Raw genomic sequence first — 19,601 nt, forward strand, 5'->3', positions numbered from 1 at the left:
TCCGTTAGCATAACGCTTGCTGATTCCGTATTTCTCTTGCATAAGACTATTCCAACTGGCTTGATTAAATTTTATTTCTTTATTTAATAAATGGTTAACGGTTTCAACTGTTGCTTGATAAAATATATCGGACAATGAAGTTAACAACATCTCCAATTCGGTAAAACCGATGGGATTAAGTTCATCGGCGGGAGTTGGCAAGCCTTTGCAATAAGTTATCGTCGTCATCGCTTTTTGGTTACCTCCCTCAGTTCGGTCACTATTTTTTTTTGCTTATGACTTCGACTCCCTTATGTACCAATTAAGTCAACAATATCATATCGACTCCGGACCACCAGCCGTCCGAGAAGCTCATCAGCCAGCCGTTGAGTTCCCATCGGTGCAACGTGCAAGACCGTCACAAAAAGTCGAGTAGCTGCTTGTTGGGGGGTAAACTAGACATTGCCTGGTTATATCACAGGAAATGTCCAGTTATGTCACTAATTGTCTAGATATTTACGGACTGTTAGTTAACCCTTAAATCATTCTGCACCCAGTTACAGCCAGACGCCAATAGATCGAGCGATAGGGTGGGGGCAGGCGTGCCATGACACGTCTGGAAACAGGGCTGGGTTTTACCGATAACCTTATGTGGATGTCCGAATTCAGTTTCGTTGAGATAAGTCGGTAGGGACAATAAACGTTAATGGCTCAGATCCTCATTCGTCATTTGTCATTCGTCATACTCGCTCCCTTGAGAAGCAAGCTACGTCATTCGTCTTATGTTTATGTAAGGGTTTGAAGTCTATTTACATAACTTAATAGTGTTGAGTTTATTTCCACCAACCTACTTATCTGCCTAAAGACAGAGACTTTGGCGAAATTAATATCATTTAGCCAAAAACTTCCTTTAGATAGATCAAGTTTTAAATTTAAATCGAATATTGTTAAAAGAATTGATTTTGTCCTAAAACGGATAATCGAGTGGGAAACGTCAGATATCCAACCTGGCTGTAGGGGACACCGATTTTACCCTAGCCAAAAACATCGATGCCCAGAAAACATGGGTATGGAAAAAGGACTATAAGAAAAACCGAGTAATTATGACAACTACTGCATCCGATATACTGCTTGAAACCCTGCAAAGTTGGGGGGTTGAAGTCATTTTTGGCATGCCAGGTGATGGCATTAATGGCATCATGGAAGCCCTACGCCAACGCCAAGACCAAATCCGCTTTATCCAGGTACGCCATGAAGAAAGTGCCGCGTTTATGGCTTGTGCCTATGCGAAATATACAGGCAAGTTAGGCGTTTGCCTTGCCACATCAGGTCCTGGGGGTCTGCATCTGCTTAATGGTCTTTATGACGCCAAGATGGATGGTCAACCTGTGCTAGCGATTACGGGTCACCACTACCACGATCTGATTAACACCCATTCCCAGCAAGATGTAGACCTGGACAAGGTGTTCATGGATGTGGCGATTTACAATACGCGGGTGATGGGTTCTGCCCATGTTGAAGGTATCACCAATCTCGCTTGCCGTGCGGCTCTCCAGCATCATGGTGTGGCGCACATCACATTTCCCATTGACTTTCAATCCCAAAGTGCACCAGAAAAAAGTTCACGCCGTAATGTTCTGCATCACTCCTCTGAAGTCTACGCCCGCAGTGCGGGACTTCCGGCACAAGAGGATTTACAACGGGCTGCCGATATTCTCAACACAGGCAAGAAGGTGGCAATTTTAGTCGGTCGCGGTGCGTTAGGGGCAAAGGATGAACTGGAACAACTGGCTGAGACGTTAGGCGCACCGATTGTGAAAGCCTTATTAGGGAAAACCGTGGTTCCCGATCGCAATCCTTATACTACAGGTGGATTAGGTTTGATTGGCACTCTACCCTCCCAGGAAGTGATGGAAGAGTGCGATACTCTGCTGATGGTGGGAACGACGTTCCCCTATATGGAGTTTCTGCCTAAACCCGGTCAAGCGCGGGCAATTCAGATTGATCTCGAACCCATGCATATTAGCTTGCGCTATCCGGTGGAAGTGGGTTTGGTGAGTGACTCACGTTCCACGATTAGCGCCCTGCTACCGATGTTAAACCGCAAGGAAGACCGAAGTTTCCTGGAGAAGGCGCAGGAGAAAACCCAAAAATGGTGGGAGTTAATGGAAGAACGGGGGACTCGTCAGGATCAGCCGATGAAACCGCAAGTCGTCGCCTGGGAGTTGGGGAAACAGTTATCGGATACGGCGATTATTTCCGCTGATTCCGGTACGATTACCACTTGGTCAGCCCGTTATATTCCGGTTAAGCAGGGGCAAATGTACTCCGTATCCGGAACCATGGCGTCTATGGCTTGTGGGTTAACCTACGCGATCGCCGCCCAAATTGCCTATCCTGACCGTCAGTGTGTGGCGTTTGTGGGCGATGGTGGCTTTTCGATGTTGATGCCAGAGTTTGCCACCTGTGTCAAGTATCAACTCCCGATCAAAATTATTATCATCAAGAATAATACATTGGGTCAGATTAAATGGGAGCAAATGGTTTTCCTGGGGAATCCCGAATATGGCTGTGAATTGCAACCGATTGATTATGCTGCCTTTGCCCGGGCATGTGGCGGAGTTGGCTTCACCATTGATGATCCCGCCCAATGTGGCGATATTTTAGAGGAAGCATTAAATACACCGGGTCCGGTGATTGTGGACGCGATCGTTGATCCTTATGAACCGCCATTTCCGGGCAAAATCAGTCTGGATCAGGCAAGTAAGTTGGCTGAATCTCTCGCCCGAGGGGAACCCAATCGCGAGAAGATTGCGCTGACAGTGTTGTCGGATAAGGTAAGAGAACTCCTTTAATTTGTCTTATGTCAAATGTCACTGACTTAAGCTAGGTTCGTAGTAGGCACGAAGCGTGCCAGAAGCGCTAAAGCGCTTACTACAAACTCTAAAGCGGCAAGAGGACATGCTGGATGCAGACGTTCCGGCGGAACGTCTCTACTGACTTCTGATCAACAGGAACCCCTGCAAAAGATGTTCAAACTTAATCAGCTATGAAAAAACGCCCTAGTAATATCGTGCTTCAGGTTGTCATCGGAATCGCACTATTATTGGCGGCTTATGTCATTGGTGGCTTCCTGATCAAAACTCGTCGAGAAGTCAAAGATACACCTGAAACAAGTCTCATTCATTCCTATTTGGCGAATTGTCAGGGAAAACGTGGAGTAATAAACGGCACACTATAATCGTTGATTGGTGTTGAGATACATGGATTCCTTGCCGATAATGCAGTAACATAAAACCCATGGGGGATCATCTCTCAATGTCCTGTAACTACGAGAGGGAATAGCGTGTCTCACACTATTGTTACGGAAACCTGCGAAGGGGTTGCAGATTGCGTCGATGCTTGTCCAGTTGCTTGCATTCACCCTGGTCCTGGCAAAAATGTCAAGGGGACAGACTGGTATTGGATTGATTTCGATACCTGCATCGATTGTGGTATATGTTTACAGGTATGTCCTGTAGAAGGCGCGATCGTTCCGGAAGAGCGACCGGAGTTACAGAAAACCCCCCAATAGATTAGGGCTTGCTGAATAAATTGTGGTGGGGGTAGGGAGCAGGGGAAGCAGGGGGAGCAAGGGGAGCAGGGGAAGCCATAGTACATTTTCCCTGATAGCGGTGCAAGGGTATAACAGGGTTAAACCCTTTTTCCTTGAATAGGAGCAAATATCAATACCACTCAAAGCCTTGATAGCTAAGGGTTTGGGAGTTTTCCAGCAAGCCTTAACTAGAAAAGAGTTTTATATGTAGGGGCGGGTTTCACTACTATCGTTTTTTGCCCACTCTAATGTCACTAAACCCGCCCTATCTAAATGACTTAAAACTCTATACTCTGCAAACTAGAGACGCCAGCAATATCCGTCAGATTGTATTGCAGGGGCGTAATCGCAATATAGTTTTCCTTAACGGCTTGAACATCGGTAGCTAAATCGGGGGGAAGATGGGAATGGGGGGGTTGTTCTATATCTTCAATCACTTCACCGGCTAACCAATAATAGGTTTTACCCCGTGGATCAACTCGTTTCTCAAAGGTGTCGAAATAGCGACGAATTCCTTGGCGAGTAACCTTTACCCCGGCAATTTCTGCCTGACTCACGGGCGGTACATTAACATTGAGTAACATGACTTTAGCTAGGGGTTGCTGAGAGAGTCGCTCAATCAGGCTTTTGGCGAACGTGGCGGCAACATGAAACTCCTTTGATGTGTAGCTAGTCAGACTGAAGGCAATACTGGGAATTCCTTCTAAAACCCCTTCCATGGCGGCGGAAACCGTGCCAGAGTAAAGGATATCGGTTCCCAAGTTAGAACCGTGGTTAATCCCCGATAGAACTAAATCGGGAGGACTATCAATTAAGGCTCCCAATGCTAACTTTACACAATCTGAGGGAGTTCCAGAACAAGACCAAGCTTTAACCGCCGGGTGAAAAACCGTATCAACCGCTTCGGCGCGAATGGGATCATGGAGGGTTAAACCGTGACCTGTTGCCGATCGCTCTCGGTCTGGACAAACGACGGTAACATCATGACCCGCTTGTGCCAGTGTATCAGCCAAGGTGCGAATCCCTAAGGCAAAAATTCCGTCATCGTTGCTGATCAGCAATTTCATCAAATTCAGTGTGACTCCTGACTACTTACTCATTGAACGAACTATCCCCTTGTACTTCCAGCAATTCTTCCCAAGAACAACCAAACGTTTCCTTTATCCTGCACACAGTATCCATGTTGACTTTGCCCAAGGATTGCAGGGCGTAACGCCTAACGGTGCTATAGGTGACACCAGAACGCAAGCTCAATTCGTTGAGGCTCCAGTCTTTTTCCTGACACAGCTCTTTAACTCTGACTCTAACTCGGTACATATCCTTTAGCTTATGAGCATTTATGTACCAGAACTAGAGGTTAAATGCTATAGCCTAAACACTTAAGCGTTGACGAATAAGTTTTGACGCTATAGTATATAATCATCTTTGGCAAACAAAAAAAGCAACTGATGCCAACAGTTCCCCTGGAAATCATGTTTGATCTGCCGCCAGAACCTACGAACTCGGAAGATCTGTAGACCTAACCTCCTTCCTTTCCCGACGAAGGAAGGGGGAGATCATTACACCAAATCTGATGAAGTCACTCTCTTCTTAACTTGGGTACTTTTCCTTCTACCCTTTCTGCTCTCTGCCTTGTCCTAACCCAAACGGGGGTAGTTAACCCGGATTTAGTATTACTTATGGTACAGCATAAGCCCTACCAAAAAACCGATAATTAAGCCTGACGTGTGACCTGTGAAACTTACTTGAGGAATTGATAGGTCAAAGATAACTTGAAAGGCAATAATAAATAAAATAAACCGCAAACGACGAGACGCTAAACGCGATTTTTCGCGCCGCCATCCCTGAAGTAAAATAGCCGCCGTGGCGCCCACAATCCCCATCACGGAACCGGATGCTCCAACTACAAATTGCGCCTCAGAGTATCCGAAATGAGTGGCTAGAGATACTACCAACATCGAACCAACACCACTACTGAGGTAAAGTAGTAAATATCGCCACCCAGAAAGCGCATATTCGACAAAGGGTCCGAGGATATACAGACCCAGCATATTCATTAATAGATGCAGAAATCCAAAGTGCAAAAATGTTGAGGTTAATAACCGCCACCAAGCCCCGTCGAGAACTTCCTCTGGTACTAATGCGCCAAGTTTGTATAAAACTTGCGGATTTTCACTTCCGCCAAAGTGAATTTCCAATCCAAATACAATCAGGTTTAATCCAATAATTGCCCAAGTCGTATAGGCTCTAGAACCTAGAAACCGTTCTCTGGAACCGTATCGCATTTGATGTTGGAGATTGAGTGTCAGTCGCGCTAAAATCTGCTGAGAATATTGAGTCAAAACAGCATCAGGGTTGACAGGTGACTGAGATAAACGAGCTTGAATCGCATGGCGGTAGAGTCCAGTATGGCGGTTAGAAATTGCCAATAGTTGCTGACGCGCCTCCTCTACGTCTCCCGCCGCCCAATCTGTTGTAGCCAGCCAAAATTGGCGAATGTACTTTGGATAAAATGCTAAGGGTCCAGTGAGCAATTGGACGACTTGGGCTTTTTGACCGCAAAAGGCAAAGGCAAATAAATACGCTTGACTCTGATTGATGCCGCGATCGCTCCGTTCTAAGATACGTTCAAACTGATCAACTTGGGTGAGCAAACGATTTAAGTCCCCCATCTCTGCCAACGCTCTCAGGTAGTACAGAATCAGACTGGGATCATGTTCCAGCGCGGTCTGTGGTACGTTGGTTTCAATCCATTCTCGCAACTCTTGCCAACGCGCCTCCATTTTATAGAGAGTGGCGATGGTATGTCGCACCAGAGGGCGATTGGTGGTTTTGTAGCGGTTAATAATCGCCGTGGCTTCAACCGTTGAACCCTGCTTCAATTGTTCCAGCGTGTCCAATAATTCAGCAAATTGACGCCAATTCTGGGCGGGGTGTAGCCAACAGAGTAGTTTACCCAGTCGGCTAGCTGCACCAAAGCGTTCCTGATATGCCAGTTGATTCATGAGTCTAAACCCCAGAATCGGCATTAAAATCAACAATCCCCATAACCCCCCGCCAATCCAGCCTGCATTCTCTGGAGTGAGGACATACAAGACACCTGTTGTGGCTAACACTAAACCGGAAACAATCATCCAGCTACGGATGTACACGGCTGAATCCGAAATACTGGCACGACGGATTCCGACGATAATGTTCAGAATGCAGGAGGTGCAGACAATCCACAGGAGTAACTGATTAATATCCATCAACGGTGATTGGCGATCGGGTTGGGAGAAGTAGGCGAAGTTCACCTTTTCAACGATAACCCGATCCAAGACGCGATCGCGGTTGTGGGAATTATCGGGTTCGGGGTTGTAGGGGCGAGTCGCTGAGCAACTATTGAGGTGTGACAATTAACCTGTCTCGACTCGCCCCAGTCTAAATGTAGATGGTGTTCAATAATTTTTGATACTTGATGCTGGGTTCCTCGATAAGATGAATGGGTTGCTTGTGTGAATTTTTTCCAGGGGCAACCCCAATATTATTGGTCTTTAATTGCTGATATCACGCGGAGGGCGACCCGATCAAATTGATAGGTGGGTTCTCCTATTTTAATGCAGCGGGTCGCCCCTACAGATGTTGGCAAAACATTGATAACCAAGAAAAATCCGCCCTACCAACTGGGTGGTTAACGGCGGTGAAATTTCAGCTACTGAATGTATTCCCAATCCTCACATAATCTTTATATAAAAATATAACAAGCCTTTGTCTTCATCAACGCTTCATAAACCTCATATTATCCTGAGTATATATACTTGTTCAACTGCTCTGACCCAATATCCTTGATTCAGGTTGGGTTAACCGAAAAATCGCTAATTCCACAAAAACCCGCCTAACCAATGACTGGTGGCGGGAGATTGACAACAATGAATAAATCGTTAGAAATTTTGTTGACGTAGCTTTTTATTTGATGTTTTTCTTATTTCGCGAATGCTGTTTCTTAAAGGCAACGCCAAACCCTAAAGCAGCCGCTGAACCCAGGATAGTCAGGGGTTCAGGAACCGGGGCATATTCTTGGTCAATCGTGCTCATAATTGATGGACCCGTACCCGGTACGCTGGTCAGATTAATATCTTTGAGTACACTAAACTGAGTGACTGGTGTACTGAAGGTATCAGAGTCAGCTAGGTCAGGAAAATCACCTCCTGTGATATTATCGGCGAAGAGTTGTTTAGTGGGATTACCGTTCGATGTTACTGTCTCAATAATCTCAACTCGCCCAGAATCTAGGACAGCATCAAAATTTAGGTAAAATTTATTGATGGGTACTGTGGATTCTACATCATAGCTGATGGCTAAATCAATGCCGTAGCCATCCTCAGCTCGGAAAAAGTCAATAAACTGTATTCCTGGACCATGAGGAGTGGTGGCTGGACCAACTGTAATTTGAAAGGGACTAATTGGACGGACATTACCAGCCTCCAATAGCTCTTCACAGGTAGCCTCAGGATCGCTGAAATCGAGGCAAGCGACTTGGAAGCTGAAGTTGCTAAACGTTAAACCTCCATCGGTGAAAGTGTCATTAGTGTCGATCAACTCTCCCAAAGATACGGCTTGAGCCGGACTCGCCATTAATCCTAAAATGGCGGTAGCACTAGCGGCACAAGCAACAGCAAATGCACTTTGACGGTTCATACTATATATATATCTCCGAATTTAGGTCAAGTTGACACAAGTTACCAAAGAGAGTTAGTATTTATCTGAAATTGCATTTCACAAACCTAATAAGTAGGCGGCTAAAGATAGGTTATGAATACCTTGATACTGCTATATCTTGGTATCAGTGACTTCCGCTGATTCGAGTGGAACCTCGTTTCAGCGTCCGCCTTTTTGCTATCTCTATCTTTAGTTGGATAGATACTCAGTCTTTGGTTATAGACATAACATATAACGATCTAATTTTCTTGGCAAGATATTTTTCGTATCTTTACAGAATCTTTATAGAACAAGCCCTTGACTTCATCAAAACTTTATAAAGTTTTGTGTATGCTGTTGTCAATTTAACGACCTTTAGTATCGGCGTAGTTCCATCCCTAACTATTGAGTTCATCTGCCTTCACGCCATGGCAGATCAAGAATGCTTGCTAGCTCAAATCCTTATCTGGACTGGGTGACGCCCTAGGATTACTGTGCTTGATCAGAATCCGTGGCAATTCCGTAAATATACGGAGAAAATAGTCCGGCGATCGCGTTCATTTCTAACAAGTCCTACTGAGGAGGCGATCGGAGTGAGTGATTGAGTAATTTTACTTATTGACACATATATATATTAACGTTCAAGAATCTCTTATTTTTATCTTGATATGGTGAGATTTTTTGCCTATCGGCACAAGTAACCAAAAAGTAGAGACGTTGCATGCAACGTCTCTACACTCACGTTGCGCCATATACCGTGAAAAGTCAGGAGGATACGTGGTTAACGCGGCTGTTTACTTTTGATTGTTCTTTTTCCGCGAATGTTTTTTCTTGAAGGCGACGCCAAACCCTAAAGCAGCCCCTGAACCCAGGATAGTCAGGGGTTCGGGAACCGGGGCATATTCTTGGTCAATCGTGGTCATATTCGATAGACCCGTCCCCGGTTCACTGTTCATACTAATCTGCTTGAGTACCTGAAACTGAGTGACAGACCTATCAAAGACCACCGAGTCGGCGAGGAAAGGAACATCATTGTCTCTAATATTATCGGCAAAGAGGCGTCCAACTTCATTACCATTCATATCTGACACCGTATCAGTCACTTCAACTCGTCCAGAACCGACAACAGCATCAAAGCTTAAGTCAGAACTCTGAATGGGTCTTGTGGACTCTACATCATAGCTAATATCTAAATCAATTCTGTAGCCATCCTCTGCTCGGAAAAAGTCATTAATTTGTAATCCTGGACTATGAGAGGAGGTTCCTGGTCCTACCCCAATTTGGAAGGGACTGATGGGACGCACATGACCATCGGTAAAGTTTTATGTTTACTTGGGTGCTTTTCAAGACCTACTGGACTGACACAGCTAAAATTGTGGATTAGATTTGACCGTGAAATTGGGCGCACGTCGGTCATTGGTGTCAACTTAAGGCTGAAACCCTTACTTAAGAAGAGATCCCCCCTAGCCCCCCTTCAAAAGGGGGGAACCAGAAATTAATCAAAGTTCCCCTTCAAAAGGGGGGAACCAGAAATTAATCAAAGTCCTCCTTCAGATTCCCCTCTTCCCTTAAACAGGGGGAAGCCAGAGGATGCTTCGCTTTTTTTGCATGGGGGATTTAGGGGGATCTAAACTTTGAGCGCTAGTCATACAAAGTCTTAAGTTGACACGGATGCACGTCGGTGCGCCCCTACGGTTTCGGGGCTAATGGTTAATTCATCAAATAAGGTGTGCCACGCCACTACTGGACTGACACAGCTAAAATGATGGAATAGATTTGACCATTGAATCGGGCGCACGCCATGCGCCCCTACGGTTTCGGGGCTAATGGTTAATTCATCAAATAAGGTGTGCCATGCCACTACTGGACTGACACAGCTAAAATGATGGAATAGATTTGACCATTGAATTGGGCGCACGCCATGCGCCCCTACGGTTTCGGGGCTAATGGTTAATTCATCTAATAATGTGTGCCATGCCACTACTGGCGTAATGCTGTCTCTGTTTTGATGATTTACAATGAATTGGTTCGTTTAAAATTGCCCATTTCACAAAAAACCGCCCCAGCAACTGAGTGGTTAAGGGCGGTCAAAGTCCAACGACTAAAGGGTTAAACCATTCTGTAGCCAGCCGCCTTGTTTTTATGACTGGCTTAAATACTAACCATTTATCCAAGCTTTATAATGATTTGTGTATAGTATCGTATCTTTTTTTACTTTAATTTAGAATAGGGCGATGACAGGGGATGGGGGGCTGATGTATCTTGACAGGGCTGTAACCGCCTTTTTGCCTGGGCTTGACAAACAGGACGCTGATTCCGTAAAACTACGTAAAGCACGGCAAGCCATTATGTATCGGAATAAGCCTGTTGTACGGAGGAAAGCCTGTTGGTCATTGTGCCAAAGTATTTTAGGGATAAATACGAAGAGATTTTAACAAAGAGATTTCAGTTTGATTCCAAATGTAAAAATCTATATTAAAACTATATATTAGTTTATAAAGGTTGGCAAAACCCAGAGACAATTAACAATGACTCAACCACAACTTACTCCCTACGGTTCCTGGAACTCTCCCATCGTCGCCGAACTCATCGTGGCGGGTACGATTGGTTTGGGGAGTATCGCCCTAGATGGTACGGATACCTACTGGATCGAAGCACGACCCATGGAAGCCGGACGTAATGTGATTGTACGCCGTCAGGCGAATGGCGCGATCGCAGATATTACACTTTCTCCTTTGAATGTGCGTACTCGCGTTCATGAATATGGTGGTGGTGCTTACGCGGTTAAAGATGGGATTATTTATTTTGCCAATTATCAGGATCAGCGCCTTTACCAGCAGACAGGGGATGCAGAACCTCAACCCATCACCCCAGAGTCAGCAGGAACTCTCCGCTATGCTGATCTGATAATTGATTCTCAGGGACAACGGCTGATTTGTGTGCGTGAAGATCACAGTAGTGATGGTGCAGAACCCGTTAACACGTTAGTCAGTATTCCTTTAAACAATAGTGACTCTATCCAAATTATCGCTTCAGGACATGACTTCTACGCCTCACCCCGCTTAAGTCCGGATGGTTCTCAGTTAGCCTGGTTGAGTTGGAATCATCCGAATATGCCATGGGATGGGACACAACTGTGGGTGGCGCCGATTCAAGGCGATGGATTACTCGGTGAAGCTAAATGTATTGCAGGTGGGGTTGATGAGTCAATCTTTCAACCGGAATGGTCTGCTGATGGCACATTATACTTCGTTTGTGATCGGACTGGCTGGTGGAATCTGTATCGCTGGAATCAGCAAGCAGTAGAACCTGTGTGTGAAATGGAGGCGGAGTTTGGTCTTCCCCAGTGGGTGTTTGGTATGTCTACTTATGGCATTTCATCCCGCGATCGCCTAATCTGTGCCTATACGGTACAAGGGCGATGGCGCTTGGGGAGTATCGATCTGCAGACGAAACAATTAAACCCGATTGAAACCCCTCATACCAGTATTTCATCGGTGCAGGTGACAGCAGATCGCGTTGTCTTTATTGGGGGTTCCGCTACCGAACCCACCGCCGTTGTTCAAATGGACTTAACCAACCAACAGATAGAGGTTCTGCGTCAATCGACAACATTAGATATAGATAAAGGATACCTCTCGACACCACAGGCGATCGCATTTCCCACGGAAAACGGTAAAACGGCTTACGGCTTCTTCTATCCCCCCCAAAATAAAGACTATCAAGCACCCGAAACCGAGAAACCGCCTCTGATTGTCAAAAGTCATGGTGGACCAACTGCATCCACATCCAGTACCTTTAATCTAAAAATTCAATATTGGACAAGTCGCGGCTTTGCCTTTTTCGATGTTAACTATGGCGGAAGTACAGGGTATGGACGCGAGTATCGCCAACGCCTCCAGAATCAATGGGGAATTGTGGATGTCGATGACTGCGCCAATGGTGCAAAGTACCTGGCGGAACAAGGATTCGTTGATGGAGAACGGTTAGCGATCGCAGGCGGTAGCGCTGGGGGGTATACTACCTTAGCCGCCCTTACCTTCCGGGATGTATTTAAAGCTGGGGCGAGTTATTACGGCGTCAGTGACTTGGAAACCTTAGCCACCGATACCCATAAATTTGAATCCCGTTACCTGGATGGATTAATTGGTGCTTATCCAGAACGCCAAGACTTGTACAAAGCGCGATCGCCGATTCATTTTACCGACAAATTGTCCTGTCCGGTGATTTTCTTCCAAGGGTTAGAGGATAAAGTGGTTCCCCCCAACCAAGCCGAGACGATGGTGGAGGCTTTGAAGGCAAAAGGATTACCCGTAGCATACATCACCTACCCCGAAGAACAGCATGGATTCCGACGGGCGGAGAACATCAAGCGCACCTTGGAAGCCGAGTTATACTTTTATTCGCGGATATTCCGGTTTGAGTTAGCCGAACCCATCGAACCCGTCGCGATCGACAATTTTTAACCCCTATTTTATCGGGAAATTGAACTGTAGGGGCGGGTTTAGGGATTCAATTAACGAGGAAAGTAATACCATATCATCCAAAACCCGCCCTTCCCCAGGATTGCATCTGTGTTTGATGTAGGGGCGGGTTTCGGGATTTAATTAAGGGGGAAATTAATACCATGTCATCCAAAACCCGCCCTTCCCCAGGATTGCTGTCGGAGGATGTCACCGGAACTTGCTAACCTAGAACCATTAGTACTCAACAATTTATCTCAGAGGGTTCAGCCATGAGTAACCGGGAAACCCGAAAACTTGTCCGTCAGGAAACCCAAGCCCTTGCCCGTGAAGTCAAAACCCAGGCTACCATTTTAGGCGGACTCGTCGCGGTGATGTGGGGTTTGGAACTCATTGATTTAGTTATTTTCCAAGGCGCACTCGACGGTTATGGTATTTTACCCCGGACAATTATTGGGTTAAGGGGTATCCTATTTGCCCCGTTTCTCCATGGGGGTTTACCTCACCTAATTGCCAATACTATCCCCTTTCTCACCCTCGGCTGGTTCGTCATGTTACAAAAAACCAGCGACTTTTTTATTGTCACTGCCATCACCATGGTTGTTAGCGGTTTAGGAGTATGGTTAATTGGTTCTCCGGGTTTACACATTGGCGCTAGCGGTTTAGTGTTTGGTTATCTCGGCTTTCTCCTATTGCGCGGCTATTTTCAACGCAATATTCCCTCTATTTTACTGTCACTTATTGTCGGATTTCTCTATGGAGGCGCGATTTGGGGAGTTTTACCAACAGTTCCTGGTGTATCCTGGGAAGGGCATTTATTTGGTTTTATTGGTGGAATCATCGCTGCACGCCTGTTGTCTCAGCGTAAGGGATGAGGAATGGGGAAGCATGTAGAGACGCGCCATGGCGCGTCTGGGAGATAGGGGAGATAAGCAAACTAATTCAAAATTTGATCGGGGTGGGTTTAGTTACATCTGGGTTTAGTAAGACAGGATAATAGTGAAACCCGCCCCTACACACCGCCGCCGAATGACGTGAAAGGTCAATACTTTCCCAATTATTAATGGCAAAACAAAAATTTCCTTATTTGGTTGGTTCCAAATGGACAGCGACGCAACAGACTTGGGGATGGCGGCATTTTCAAGTAGTTAACCGCAAAAATCAGGGTCAATGGGTTTTTGCCGAAATGGTGGCATCCTGTGACACGACTGTTCGCTTTTGGTTAAATGCTAAACAACTTAAAGACCGTTCTTTGTGGAAACCAGGTTGGCAGTCTTTACAAGAAATGAAGGAAATAGAAGAGGATGAATTATAAAGTGAGAGGTTGGCTGGAGGGAAAAAACAGTTCAATGAATACTCAATAGGATAGAAATATCCCGATACTATTAAAATATTGTTGCTCAGGTAAGGTCTTATGAAAAATCATTCGTCAAAGTTGATTGTTGCTTTAGCTTTCATCATTTTTCCGTTAAGTTGCGCGGCTTCTAGCAGTAGTAGAGTTTGTCAATATAATCCTGATTCTGGAAAACCTAATCCTTTGGGAATGAGGTCATATATCACCATTACAGAAGATGAGGGAAGTACGATTGTTACTTATGAACAGTTTCCCTCAACTGTTGATGAAAATGTTACGCTGACAACGAAACGGGAACTCACGTTTCATGATACTCCCTTGGACACAGCGCGGGTTATTCTCCTGCAAAACAAAAATTACTATTCTGAGTTAGTGGGGTATGATGACCCCGAAGGATTTGCCCCTGTTAATGAAGTACTAACCTGTGAGTCAAAGTGATGGGAGGTTACATTTGAATATCTAAAGGAAAAATGAGCGTAGTCGAAGGGTCAATTGTAGGGGCGGTTTTAACCACTGTAGGGGCGGGTTTAACCACTGTAGGGGCGGGTTTAACCACTGTAGGGGCGGGTTTAGCCACTAAAGCTAGCTTGTACCAATAGATGAACAACAAAACCCGCCCTTGCTTGTACCAATAGATGAACAACAAAACCCGCCCTTGCTTGTACCAATAGATGAACAACAAAACCCGCCCTTGCTTGTACCAATAGATGAACAACAAAACCTGCCCTTGCTTGTTACCAATAGCTGAATAACAAAATCCGCTCTTATTTACAAGGCTAAAATGTATAAATAAGTCAATCTAATCACATGAAAAGGCTATTGATTACAGGTGTTAGTGGATTTTTGGGTTGGCATACTTGCCAGTTGTCAAAACTAGAATGGAATGTCTATGGAACTTGCCTTTCTAAATCTGCCAATAGTCCAGACATAAACATACTAAAAGTTGATTTAACCCATTTTCAGGAAGTTAAGCAGATTTTCCAAACTATTAAACCCGACGCAGTTATTCATACGGCGGCTCAATCTAGCCCCAATTTTTGCCAAATGCATCCCCAGGAAACGGAAGTAATAAATGTGACAGCATCTGGGGATATCGCGGGGCTGTGTGCGGATTATGGTATTCCTTGTGTATTTACCTCCACTGACTTGGTATTCAATGGTTTAAATCCACCCTATCGGGAAACTGATCCGGTTTCGCCAATTAGTTATTATGGAGAGCAAAAAGTTAGGGCTGAAAATCTGATGTTAACCCGTTATCCTCAGACAGCAATTTGTCGAATGCCCTTAATGTTTGGTCAGGCGACACCAACGGCAATCAGCTTTATTCAGCCATTTATTGAAACGTTACAAGCCGGAAACGAGTTAAAATTATTTGTTGATGAATTTCGCACACCCGTGGGTGGAACCACCGCAGCGAAAGGGTTATTGTTAGCCCTCGATAACGTTCAAGGCTACCTGCATCTGGGGGGAAAAGAGCGGATATCACGTTACGAATTTGGGTGTCTGCTGGTTGATGTGTTAAGATTACCCAAAGCTGGATTAAACTCTTGTAGACAAGCAGAGGTAAAAATGGCAGCGCCAAGACCTTCAGATGTTTCCTTAGATAGTTCCAAGGCGTTTGCGTTAGGATATAATCCTTTATCCTTGCGAGAAGAGTTAGAGGCATTGCGGGATAGATTGTAGAGACGTTGCATGCAACGTCTCTACAGGGTTCAATCATTTATAACAAGCCTTAATTATTTGATTTCTATTCAAATAGACTGTAGGGGCGCAAGGTTTGCGCCCTTTGGGATGCACCCCATAAAACCCGGAAATTACTTTCCTATAAGATTAGAATTATTCGTTGACTTTATTCTTCTTTCTCGAATGCTCTTGCTTGAGTACGACTCCAAAACCTAATGCGGCGGCTGAACCAAGGAGTGTCAGGGGTTCAGGAACAGAAGGAACTTTAGTTAGTTTGTAGGAGACAGAATCACTGAAGTCTCCATTTATTAAAGTTGCTCCTCCAGTTACCATCCCACCAATTTCTTGCGGAAGTGGCAGTATGTCAAACAGAGTGAGACTCTGAGACGACGTACTGAACAGAATATCGGTTTGGGAGCCATTGGTCACAAATTCCCCTTGATCAAATCGGATCTCTCCCATCCTTAGAGAAACCGACTCAATTGCATCCATTGAATCGTTCGTGGTGAAGGAACCTATATCTACGTTGTTTATTGTTGTTGAACCCCCCAGTGCTGGTGATACAACGTCTATACCATTGATTCGTAGATCATATTTCATTGAAGCGGCTGTAGCGGGGGATAAATTGACCATCGTTACGGTAGCGGCAGTGGTAGCAACTGTGAATGCAGCCAGCCAAGGCGAGTAGCTAAGTTTCATAAATTGGAAACCCTGTAGGAAGTGAAACAACTGTGACAATTAAATAACTAAATAAAGGAATGTTTCCTCTATCTGTAGAAGTATTTATAAAACCATACTCATTTGTATTTGTCAAGTCAATCTCATCTATTATTTTTTACATAAATATAATTAATAATTTCAATATTACACTGGTTTTGTATTGTAAGTTACATTTAATGTCTATGATTAGGATCTTTAACTCAATTAACTAACAAAATTCATGTCTAGGTATTTATTCAGTGAGGGGATAGAGTCATAATTTCTACGGGAATTCGCAAGATAATCTTAGCGAAGTGAGATAAGCCGAACTTAAATTTAAGCGATCGCGGCAACTCTTGCCAGGAAACTGGCACAAAGCCAAAGCGCCTGTAAAACTGGGCTAGGCGTGTTCCTAAGCATTCCAGATAGAGGGGGTGGCTGGCTTGACGAATCAGATGCTGCGTCAGCAAGCTTCCCAAACCGCGATCGCGCCACTCTGGGGCGACAACTAAACTCCCTAACTCCTGGGCGTCAGCAAACTGGCGTAACTGCCCACATGCTACCACCTGTCCCTGACATTCAATCACCCAGAATTGCTGCCATCGTAACTGAGTCGGATCAAGTTTTGCCCCCAGTACCAATCGGAAAATCGCGCCCCGATCCCCAGAAGAGGCGCGTCGGAGGGTACAGTTGGCGGGTAGAGACGGTTGAGTCATGAGCCTGTAGGATGATTTATGGTGCGATCGCTGATTTTAATGGTTCGAGAGTACCCGAAACCTGATACATTTACCGAGTATCGGCTCTTCAATTTTATGGATTGACTATGAAAGTCTTGGTTATTGGTGGCGATGGTTATTGTGGGTGGGCAACCGCCCTGCATCTATCCAAAAAAGGATACGACGTCGGGATTATGGATAACCTGGTGCGCCGTCACTGGGATATGAAACTGGGTGTAGAAACCCTGACGCCAATTGCACCGATTCAACACCGTATCCAACGTTGGCAGGATCTGACGGGTAAATCCATTGACTTGTTCGTGGGTGATATCACCGACTACGATTTCCTGATTAAATCCCTGCATCAGTTTGAACCGGAGGCAATTGTTCACTTTGGCGAACAACGATCTGCCCCATTCTCGATGATTGACCGCGAACATGCGGTACTGACTCAGGTGAATAATGTCGTAGGGACATTAAATATTCTCTACGCCATGCGACAAGACTTCCCCGATTGCCATTTGGTCAAACTGGGGACGATGGGTGAATACGGAACGCCGAATATCGATATCGAAGAAGGCTACATCACCATCGAGCATAATGGGCGTAAAGATACCTTACCCTATCCCAAACAACCCGGTAGCTTCTACCACCTGAGCAAAGTCCACGATAGCCATAATATCCACTTTGCTTGCAAGATTTGGGGACTCCGGGCAACGGATCTGAATCAGGGTGTCGTCTATGGTGTCTTAACCGAAGAAACCGGAATGGATGAGATGCTGATTAACCGCCTCGACTACGATGGCGTTTTCGGTACTGCCTTAAACCGTTTCTGTATCCAGGCGGCGGTGGGTCATCCTTTAACGGTCTATGGTAAAGGGGGACAAACCCGAGGCTTCTTAGATATTCGGGATACCGTGCGTTGTGTCGAACTCGCGATCGCGAATCCGGCTGATCCGGGTCAATTCCGCGTATTTAACCAGTTCACGGAAATGTTCAGCGTGGGCGACTTAGCCGTGATGGTGAAAAATGCTGGCACCCATTTGGATATCGATGTGGACATTAAGCACCTCGATAACCCACGAGTTGAGTTAGAACAGCATTATTTCTACGCCAAAAATACTTGCCTGTTAAGTTTAGGACTCCAACCCCATTACCTCTCTGATTCCCTGATCGATTCCTTACTTAACTTTGCCAGCAAGTACAAGCACCGTGTAGATGAAAAACAAATCTTACCCAAGGTGTCTTGGCGGCGCTAAAGCTCTTGACTATCGGTTCAGGATTCAGGACTATGGTAGGGAAGACATAAAACATCAACGGGAAAAAATAGGGGTTGCGGTGATTGATGTTCCCGTTTTTTCAACCCAATTCGGTCTAGAACAGCCCAGGATAATCACTGAACTAATGGTTTCGGTAAGAGGAACTAGAAACTCTTGGTTTCCTCTTACCCTATCTCATCTTTCCCTGGGAATAGCCAGATTTTCATAGCTTGTCATGATGATGATAAAATCGACAATTCTTCTCGTGTTTGTCGTCTTACCCGGTTTCGCTGCATCGGTTCTCAGTGCCTATTATCTTTTCCCAGAATGGGTAGCATTAGAGCGTCACCAAAGATATTATCAACAGTTGTCTGAATCTCCATCTTCGACAATGCGGGATTTATCCATTGCCCAAGCCGCAGAAAATAGACATCGAATTAACTGTTTTGCTGAAGGTGTGGGCGTTTTACTAGGGGGAATTATCGCGGCGATTGGGATTCATGGACTCTGTACCTTACCGCCCAAAAACGCTGAAGATCCTTCGTTGTTCTAACTGTCGCCATCAAGATGAGGATAAATGGTACTGAAATTTTGGCTGGTGGGTTTCGACTTCGCTCAACCCACCCTAGGGTATATAAGGATTTCGGCGATCCAAAAAGGTTGATTTTAGTGCCATTGAGGTTAGGACAGATTTGACACTCCCTCGCCTGAGACGAGGGATTCTTCTCTCATCCAGAAGCCTTAGAGTATTGATTTTCATCAATACACCAGAGGGCTAACTGTCCGGAAGCGTTTACCCAGTATTCCTGGGAGATTCGCGTATGCCCTACGCTATCTAAAGCCTTGATCAAAATGTTTATGGCAGCATTCCAGTCTCTATCGAGGACAGTACCGCAGCTACAAACATGAGTGCGGGTACTCAAAGACTTTTTAACCCTAGCTCCACAGCAAGAGCAATCCTGCGAGGTAAAGCTAGGGTTTATTGCTACCAATTCTCTGTTAAATAGGTTGGCAAAGTATTCCAGCCATTCGCGGAATATTGTCCAACCAGCATCTGATATTGACTTGGCTAATCTATGGTTCTTAACCAGTCCTCGAACATTTAAGTCCTCAATCGCCACGAAATCGTTAGATTTCATTACGCATCTTGCTAGCTTAACCGCAAAATCTTTACGC

Annotated in this window: 20 protein-coding genes and 2 pseudogenes; 11 read left to right on the plus strand and 11 right to left on the minus strand. The window is 45.2% G+C overall.

What is annotated here, in order from left to right:
* Both RIC07_RS15580 and RIC07_RS15585 read right to left on the minus strand, forming a co-directional pair.
* Positions 1 to 228, minus strand: a pseudogene (locus RIC07_RS15580) (hypothetical protein); the annotation flags it as partial.
* A 68-nt stretch (positions 229 to 296) separates the two neighbouring features.
* A pseudogene (locus RIC07_RS15585) lies at positions 297 to 401 on the minus strand (IS607 family transposase); the annotation flags it as partial.
* 681 nt (positions 402 to 1,082) lie between these two features.
* Between RIC07_RS15585 and RIC07_RS15590 the strand changes: the two are divergent.
* The 3 genes from RIC07_RS15590 to RIC07_RS15600 all read left to right on the plus strand — a co-directional run bounded on the left by RIC07_RS15590 (position 1,083) and on the right by RIC07_RS15600 (position 3,553).
* The gene (locus RIC07_RS15590; protein ID WP_446395331.1) at positions 1,083 to 2,834 is read left to right on the plus strand and encodes a thiamine pyrophosphate-dependent enzyme; all 1,752 of its coding nucleotides are present in this window, start codon (positions 1,083 to 1,085) and stop codon (positions 2,832 to 2,834) included.
* Between the two features lie 194 nt (positions 2,835 to 3,028).
* Positions 3,029 to 3,220 (plus strand): hypothetical protein, encoded by a 192-nt coding sequence (locus RIC07_RS15595; RefSeq protein ID WP_446395332.1) that lies wholly within the window; start codon positions 3,029 to 3,031, stop codon positions 3,218 to 3,220.
* Positions 3,221 to 3,325: 105 nt separating this feature from the next.
* Positions 3,326 to 3,553 carry an indolepyruvate ferredoxin oxidoreductase subunit alpha gene (locus RIC07_RS15600; protein ID WP_446377919.1) on the plus strand — a complete coding sequence of 76 codons (228 nt, stop codon included), beginning with the start codon at positions 3,326 to 3,328 and terminating at the stop codon, positions 3,551 to 3,553.
* A gap of 299 nt (positions 3,554 to 3,852) precedes the next feature.
* On the opposite strand, the gene surE is transcribed toward RIC07_RS15600, so the two are convergent.
* From surE to RIC07_RS15630, 6 genes are all read right to left on the minus strand, one after another.
* Entirely contained in the window at positions 3,853 to 4,641 is a 789-nt protein-coding gene (gene surE / locus RIC07_RS15605; protein ID WP_446395333.1) for a 5'/3'-nucleotidase SurE, read from the minus strand.
* 25 nt (positions 4,642 to 4,666) lie between these two features.
* Positions 4,667 to 4,891, minus strand: coding sequence for a helix-turn-helix domain-containing protein (locus RIC07_RS15610; RefSeq protein WP_446381999.1), 225 nt, complete (start codon positions 4,889 to 4,891; stop codon positions 4,667 to 4,669).
* 356 nt (positions 4,892 to 5,247) lie between these two features.
* Positions 5,248 to 6,969 (minus strand): rhomboid family intramembrane serine protease, encoded by a 1,722-nt coding sequence (locus RIC07_RS15615; protein WP_446395334.1) that lies wholly within the window; start codon positions 6,967 to 6,969, stop codon positions 5,248 to 5,250.
* A 550-nt stretch (positions 6,970 to 7,519) separates the two neighbouring features.
* Positions 7,520 to 8,251 carry a PEP-CTERM sorting domain-containing protein gene (locus RIC07_RS15620; protein ID WP_446395335.1) on the minus strand — a complete coding sequence of 244 codons (732 nt, stop codon included), beginning with the start codon at positions 8,249 to 8,251 and terminating at the stop codon, positions 7,520 to 7,522.
* Between the two features lie 794 nt (positions 8,252 to 9,045).
* Positions 9,046 to 9,555, minus strand: coding sequence for a PEP-CTERM sorting domain-containing protein (locus RIC07_RS15625; RefSeq protein ID WP_446395336.1), 510 nt, complete (start codon positions 9,553 to 9,555; stop codon positions 9,046 to 9,048).
* Positions 9,556 to 9,908: 353 nt separating this feature from the next.
* Positions 9,909 to 10,232, minus strand: a complete 324-nt coding sequence (locus RIC07_RS15630) for a hypothetical protein (RefSeq protein ID WP_446395337.1) — start codon at positions 10,230 to 10,232, stop codon at positions 9,909 to 9,911.
* A 547-nt stretch (positions 10,233 to 10,779) separates the two neighbouring features.
* On the opposite strand from RIC07_RS15630, the gene RIC07_RS15635 reads away from it, so the two are divergent.
* From RIC07_RS15635 to RIC07_RS15660, 6 genes are all read left to right on the plus strand, one after another.
* Positions 10,780 to 12,717, plus strand: a complete 1,938-nt coding sequence (locus tag RIC07_RS15635) for a S9 family peptidase (protein WP_446395338.1) — start codon at positions 10,780 to 10,782, stop codon at positions 12,715 to 12,717.
* A 269-nt stretch (positions 12,718 to 12,986) separates the two neighbouring features.
* Positions 12,987 to 13,589 (plus strand): rhomboid family intramembrane serine protease, encoded by a 603-nt coding sequence (locus tag RIC07_RS15640; RefSeq protein WP_446395339.1) that lies wholly within the window; start codon positions 12,987 to 12,989, stop codon positions 13,587 to 13,589.
* A 188-nt stretch (positions 13,590 to 13,777) separates the two neighbouring features.
* Positions 13,778 to 14,029, plus strand: coding sequence for a TIGR02450 family Trp-rich protein (locus RIC07_RS15645; protein ID WP_446382009.1), 252 nt, complete (start codon positions 13,778 to 13,780; stop codon positions 14,027 to 14,029).
* 99 nt (positions 14,030 to 14,128) lie between these two features.
* Entirely contained in the window at positions 14,129 to 14,506 is a 378-nt protein-coding gene (locus RIC07_RS15650) for a hypothetical protein (protein WP_446395340.1), read from the plus strand.
* 32 nt (positions 14,507 to 14,538) lie between these two features.
* A complete protein-coding gene (locus tag RIC07_RS15655) occupies positions 14,539 to 14,667 on the plus strand; it encodes a glycine zipper family protein (protein WP_446395341.1) in 129 nt (42 codons plus the stop codon).
* Between the two features lie 208 nt (positions 14,668 to 14,875).
* The gene (locus tag RIC07_RS15660; RefSeq protein WP_446395342.1) at positions 14,876 to 15,751 is read left to right on the plus strand and encodes an SDR family oxidoreductase; all 876 of its coding nucleotides are present in this window, start codon (positions 14,876 to 14,878) and stop codon (positions 15,749 to 15,751) included.
* Positions 15,752 to 15,904: 153 nt separating this feature from the next.
* On the opposite strand, the gene RIC07_RS15665 is transcribed toward RIC07_RS15660, so the two are convergent.
* Together RIC07_RS15665 and RIC07_RS15670 are read right to left on the minus strand one after the other, a co-directional pair.
* Positions 15,905 to 16,450, minus strand: a complete 546-nt coding sequence (locus RIC07_RS15665; RefSeq protein ID WP_446395343.1) for a PEP-CTERM sorting domain-containing protein — start codon at positions 16,448 to 16,450, stop codon at positions 15,905 to 15,907.
* A gap of 257 nt (positions 16,451 to 16,707) precedes the next feature.
* Positions 16,708 to 17,166, minus strand: a complete 459-nt coding sequence (locus tag RIC07_RS15670) for a GNAT family N-acetyltransferase (protein WP_446395344.1) — start codon at positions 17,164 to 17,166, stop codon at positions 16,708 to 16,710.
* 107 nt (positions 17,167 to 17,273) lie between these two features.
* Here RIC07_RS15670 and RIC07_RS15675 point away from each other — a divergent pair, with 107 nt between their 5' ends.
* The gene (locus RIC07_RS15675; RefSeq protein WP_006101158.1) at positions 17,274 to 18,425 is read left to right on the plus strand and encodes a UDP-sulfoquinovose synthase; all 1,152 of its coding nucleotides are present in this window, start codon (positions 17,274 to 17,276) and stop codon (positions 18,423 to 18,425) included.
* Positions 18,426 to 18,660: 235 nt separating this feature from the next.
* A complete protein-coding gene (locus RIC07_RS15680) occupies positions 18,661 to 18,978 on the plus strand; it encodes a hypothetical protein (RefSeq protein ID WP_446395345.1) in 318 nt (105 codons plus the stop codon).
* 175 nt (positions 18,979 to 19,153) lie between these two features.
* Here the strand turns inward: RIC07_RS15680 and RIC07_RS15685 are convergent.
* A partial coding sequence (locus RIC07_RS15685) for an RNA-guided endonuclease InsQ/TnpB family protein (protein ID WP_446395346.1) occupies positions 19,154 to 19,601 on the minus strand: 448 nt, incomplete at its 5' end.

The sequence above is a fragment of the Coleofasciculus sp. E1-EBD-02 genome (genome assembly GCF_040218245.1).
Taxonomy (GTDB): domain Bacteria; phylum Cyanobacteriota; class Cyanobacteriia; order Cyanobacteriales; family Coleofasciculaceae; genus Coleofasciculus.

Excerpts from the sequence above, each read along its gene's own strand:
- RIC07_RS15590 (WP_446395331.1), top strand. The coding sequence starts at position 1,083 with ATGACAACTACTGCATCCGATATACTGCTTGAAACCCTGCAAAGTTGG.
- RIC07_RS15595 (WP_446395332.1), top strand. The coding sequence starts at position 3,029 with ATGAAAAAACGCCCTAGTAATATCGTGCTTCAGGTTGTCATCGGAATC.
- surE (WP_446395333.1), bottom strand. The coding sequence starts at position 4,641 with ATGAAATTGCTGATCAGCAACGATGACGGAATTTTTGCCTTAGGGATT.
- RIC07_RS15610 (WP_446381999.1), bottom strand. The coding sequence starts at position 4,891 with ATGTACCGAGTTAGAGTCAGAGTTAAAGAGCTGTGTCAGGAAAAAGAC.
- RIC07_RS15620 (WP_446395335.1), bottom strand. The coding sequence starts at position 8,251 with ATGAACCGTCAAAGTGCATTTGCTGTTGCTTGTGCCGCTAGTGCTACC.
- RIC07_RS15635 (WP_446395338.1), top strand. The coding sequence starts at position 10,780 with ATGACTCAACCACAACTTACTCCCTACGGTTCCTGGAACTCTCCCATC.
- RIC07_RS15640 (WP_446395339.1), top strand. The coding sequence starts at position 12,987 with ATGAGTAACCGGGAAACCCGAAAACTTGTCCGTCAGGAAACCCAAGCC.
- RIC07_RS15645 (WP_446382009.1), top strand. The coding sequence starts at position 13,778 with ATGGCAAAACAAAAATTTCCTTATTTGGTTGGTTCCAAATGGACAGCG.
- RIC07_RS15650 (WP_446395340.1), top strand. The coding sequence starts at position 14,129 with ATGAAAAATCATTCGTCAAAGTTGATTGTTGCTTTAGCTTTCATCATT.
- RIC07_RS15655 (WP_446395341.1), top strand. The coding sequence starts at position 14,539 with ATGAGCGTAGTCGAAGGGTCAATTGTAGGGGCGGTTTTAACCACTGTA.
- RIC07_RS15660 (WP_446395342.1), top strand. The coding sequence starts at position 14,876 with ATGAAAAGGCTATTGATTACAGGTGTTAGTGGATTTTTGGGTTGGCAT.
- RIC07_RS15665 (WP_446395343.1), bottom strand. The coding sequence starts at position 16,450 with ATGAAACTTAGCTACTCGCCTTGGCTGGCTGCATTCACAGTTGCTACC.
- RIC07_RS15670 (WP_446395344.1), bottom strand. The coding sequence starts at position 17,166 with ATGACTCAACCGTCTCTACCCGCCAACTGTACCCTCCGACGCGCCTCT.
- RIC07_RS15675 (WP_006101158.1), top strand. The coding sequence starts at position 17,274 with ATGAAAGTCTTGGTTATTGGTGGCGATGGTTATTGTGGGTGGGCAACC.
- RIC07_RS15680 (WP_446395345.1), top strand. The coding sequence starts at position 18,661 with ATGATGATGATAAAATCGACAATTCTTCTCGTGTTTGTCGTCTTACCC.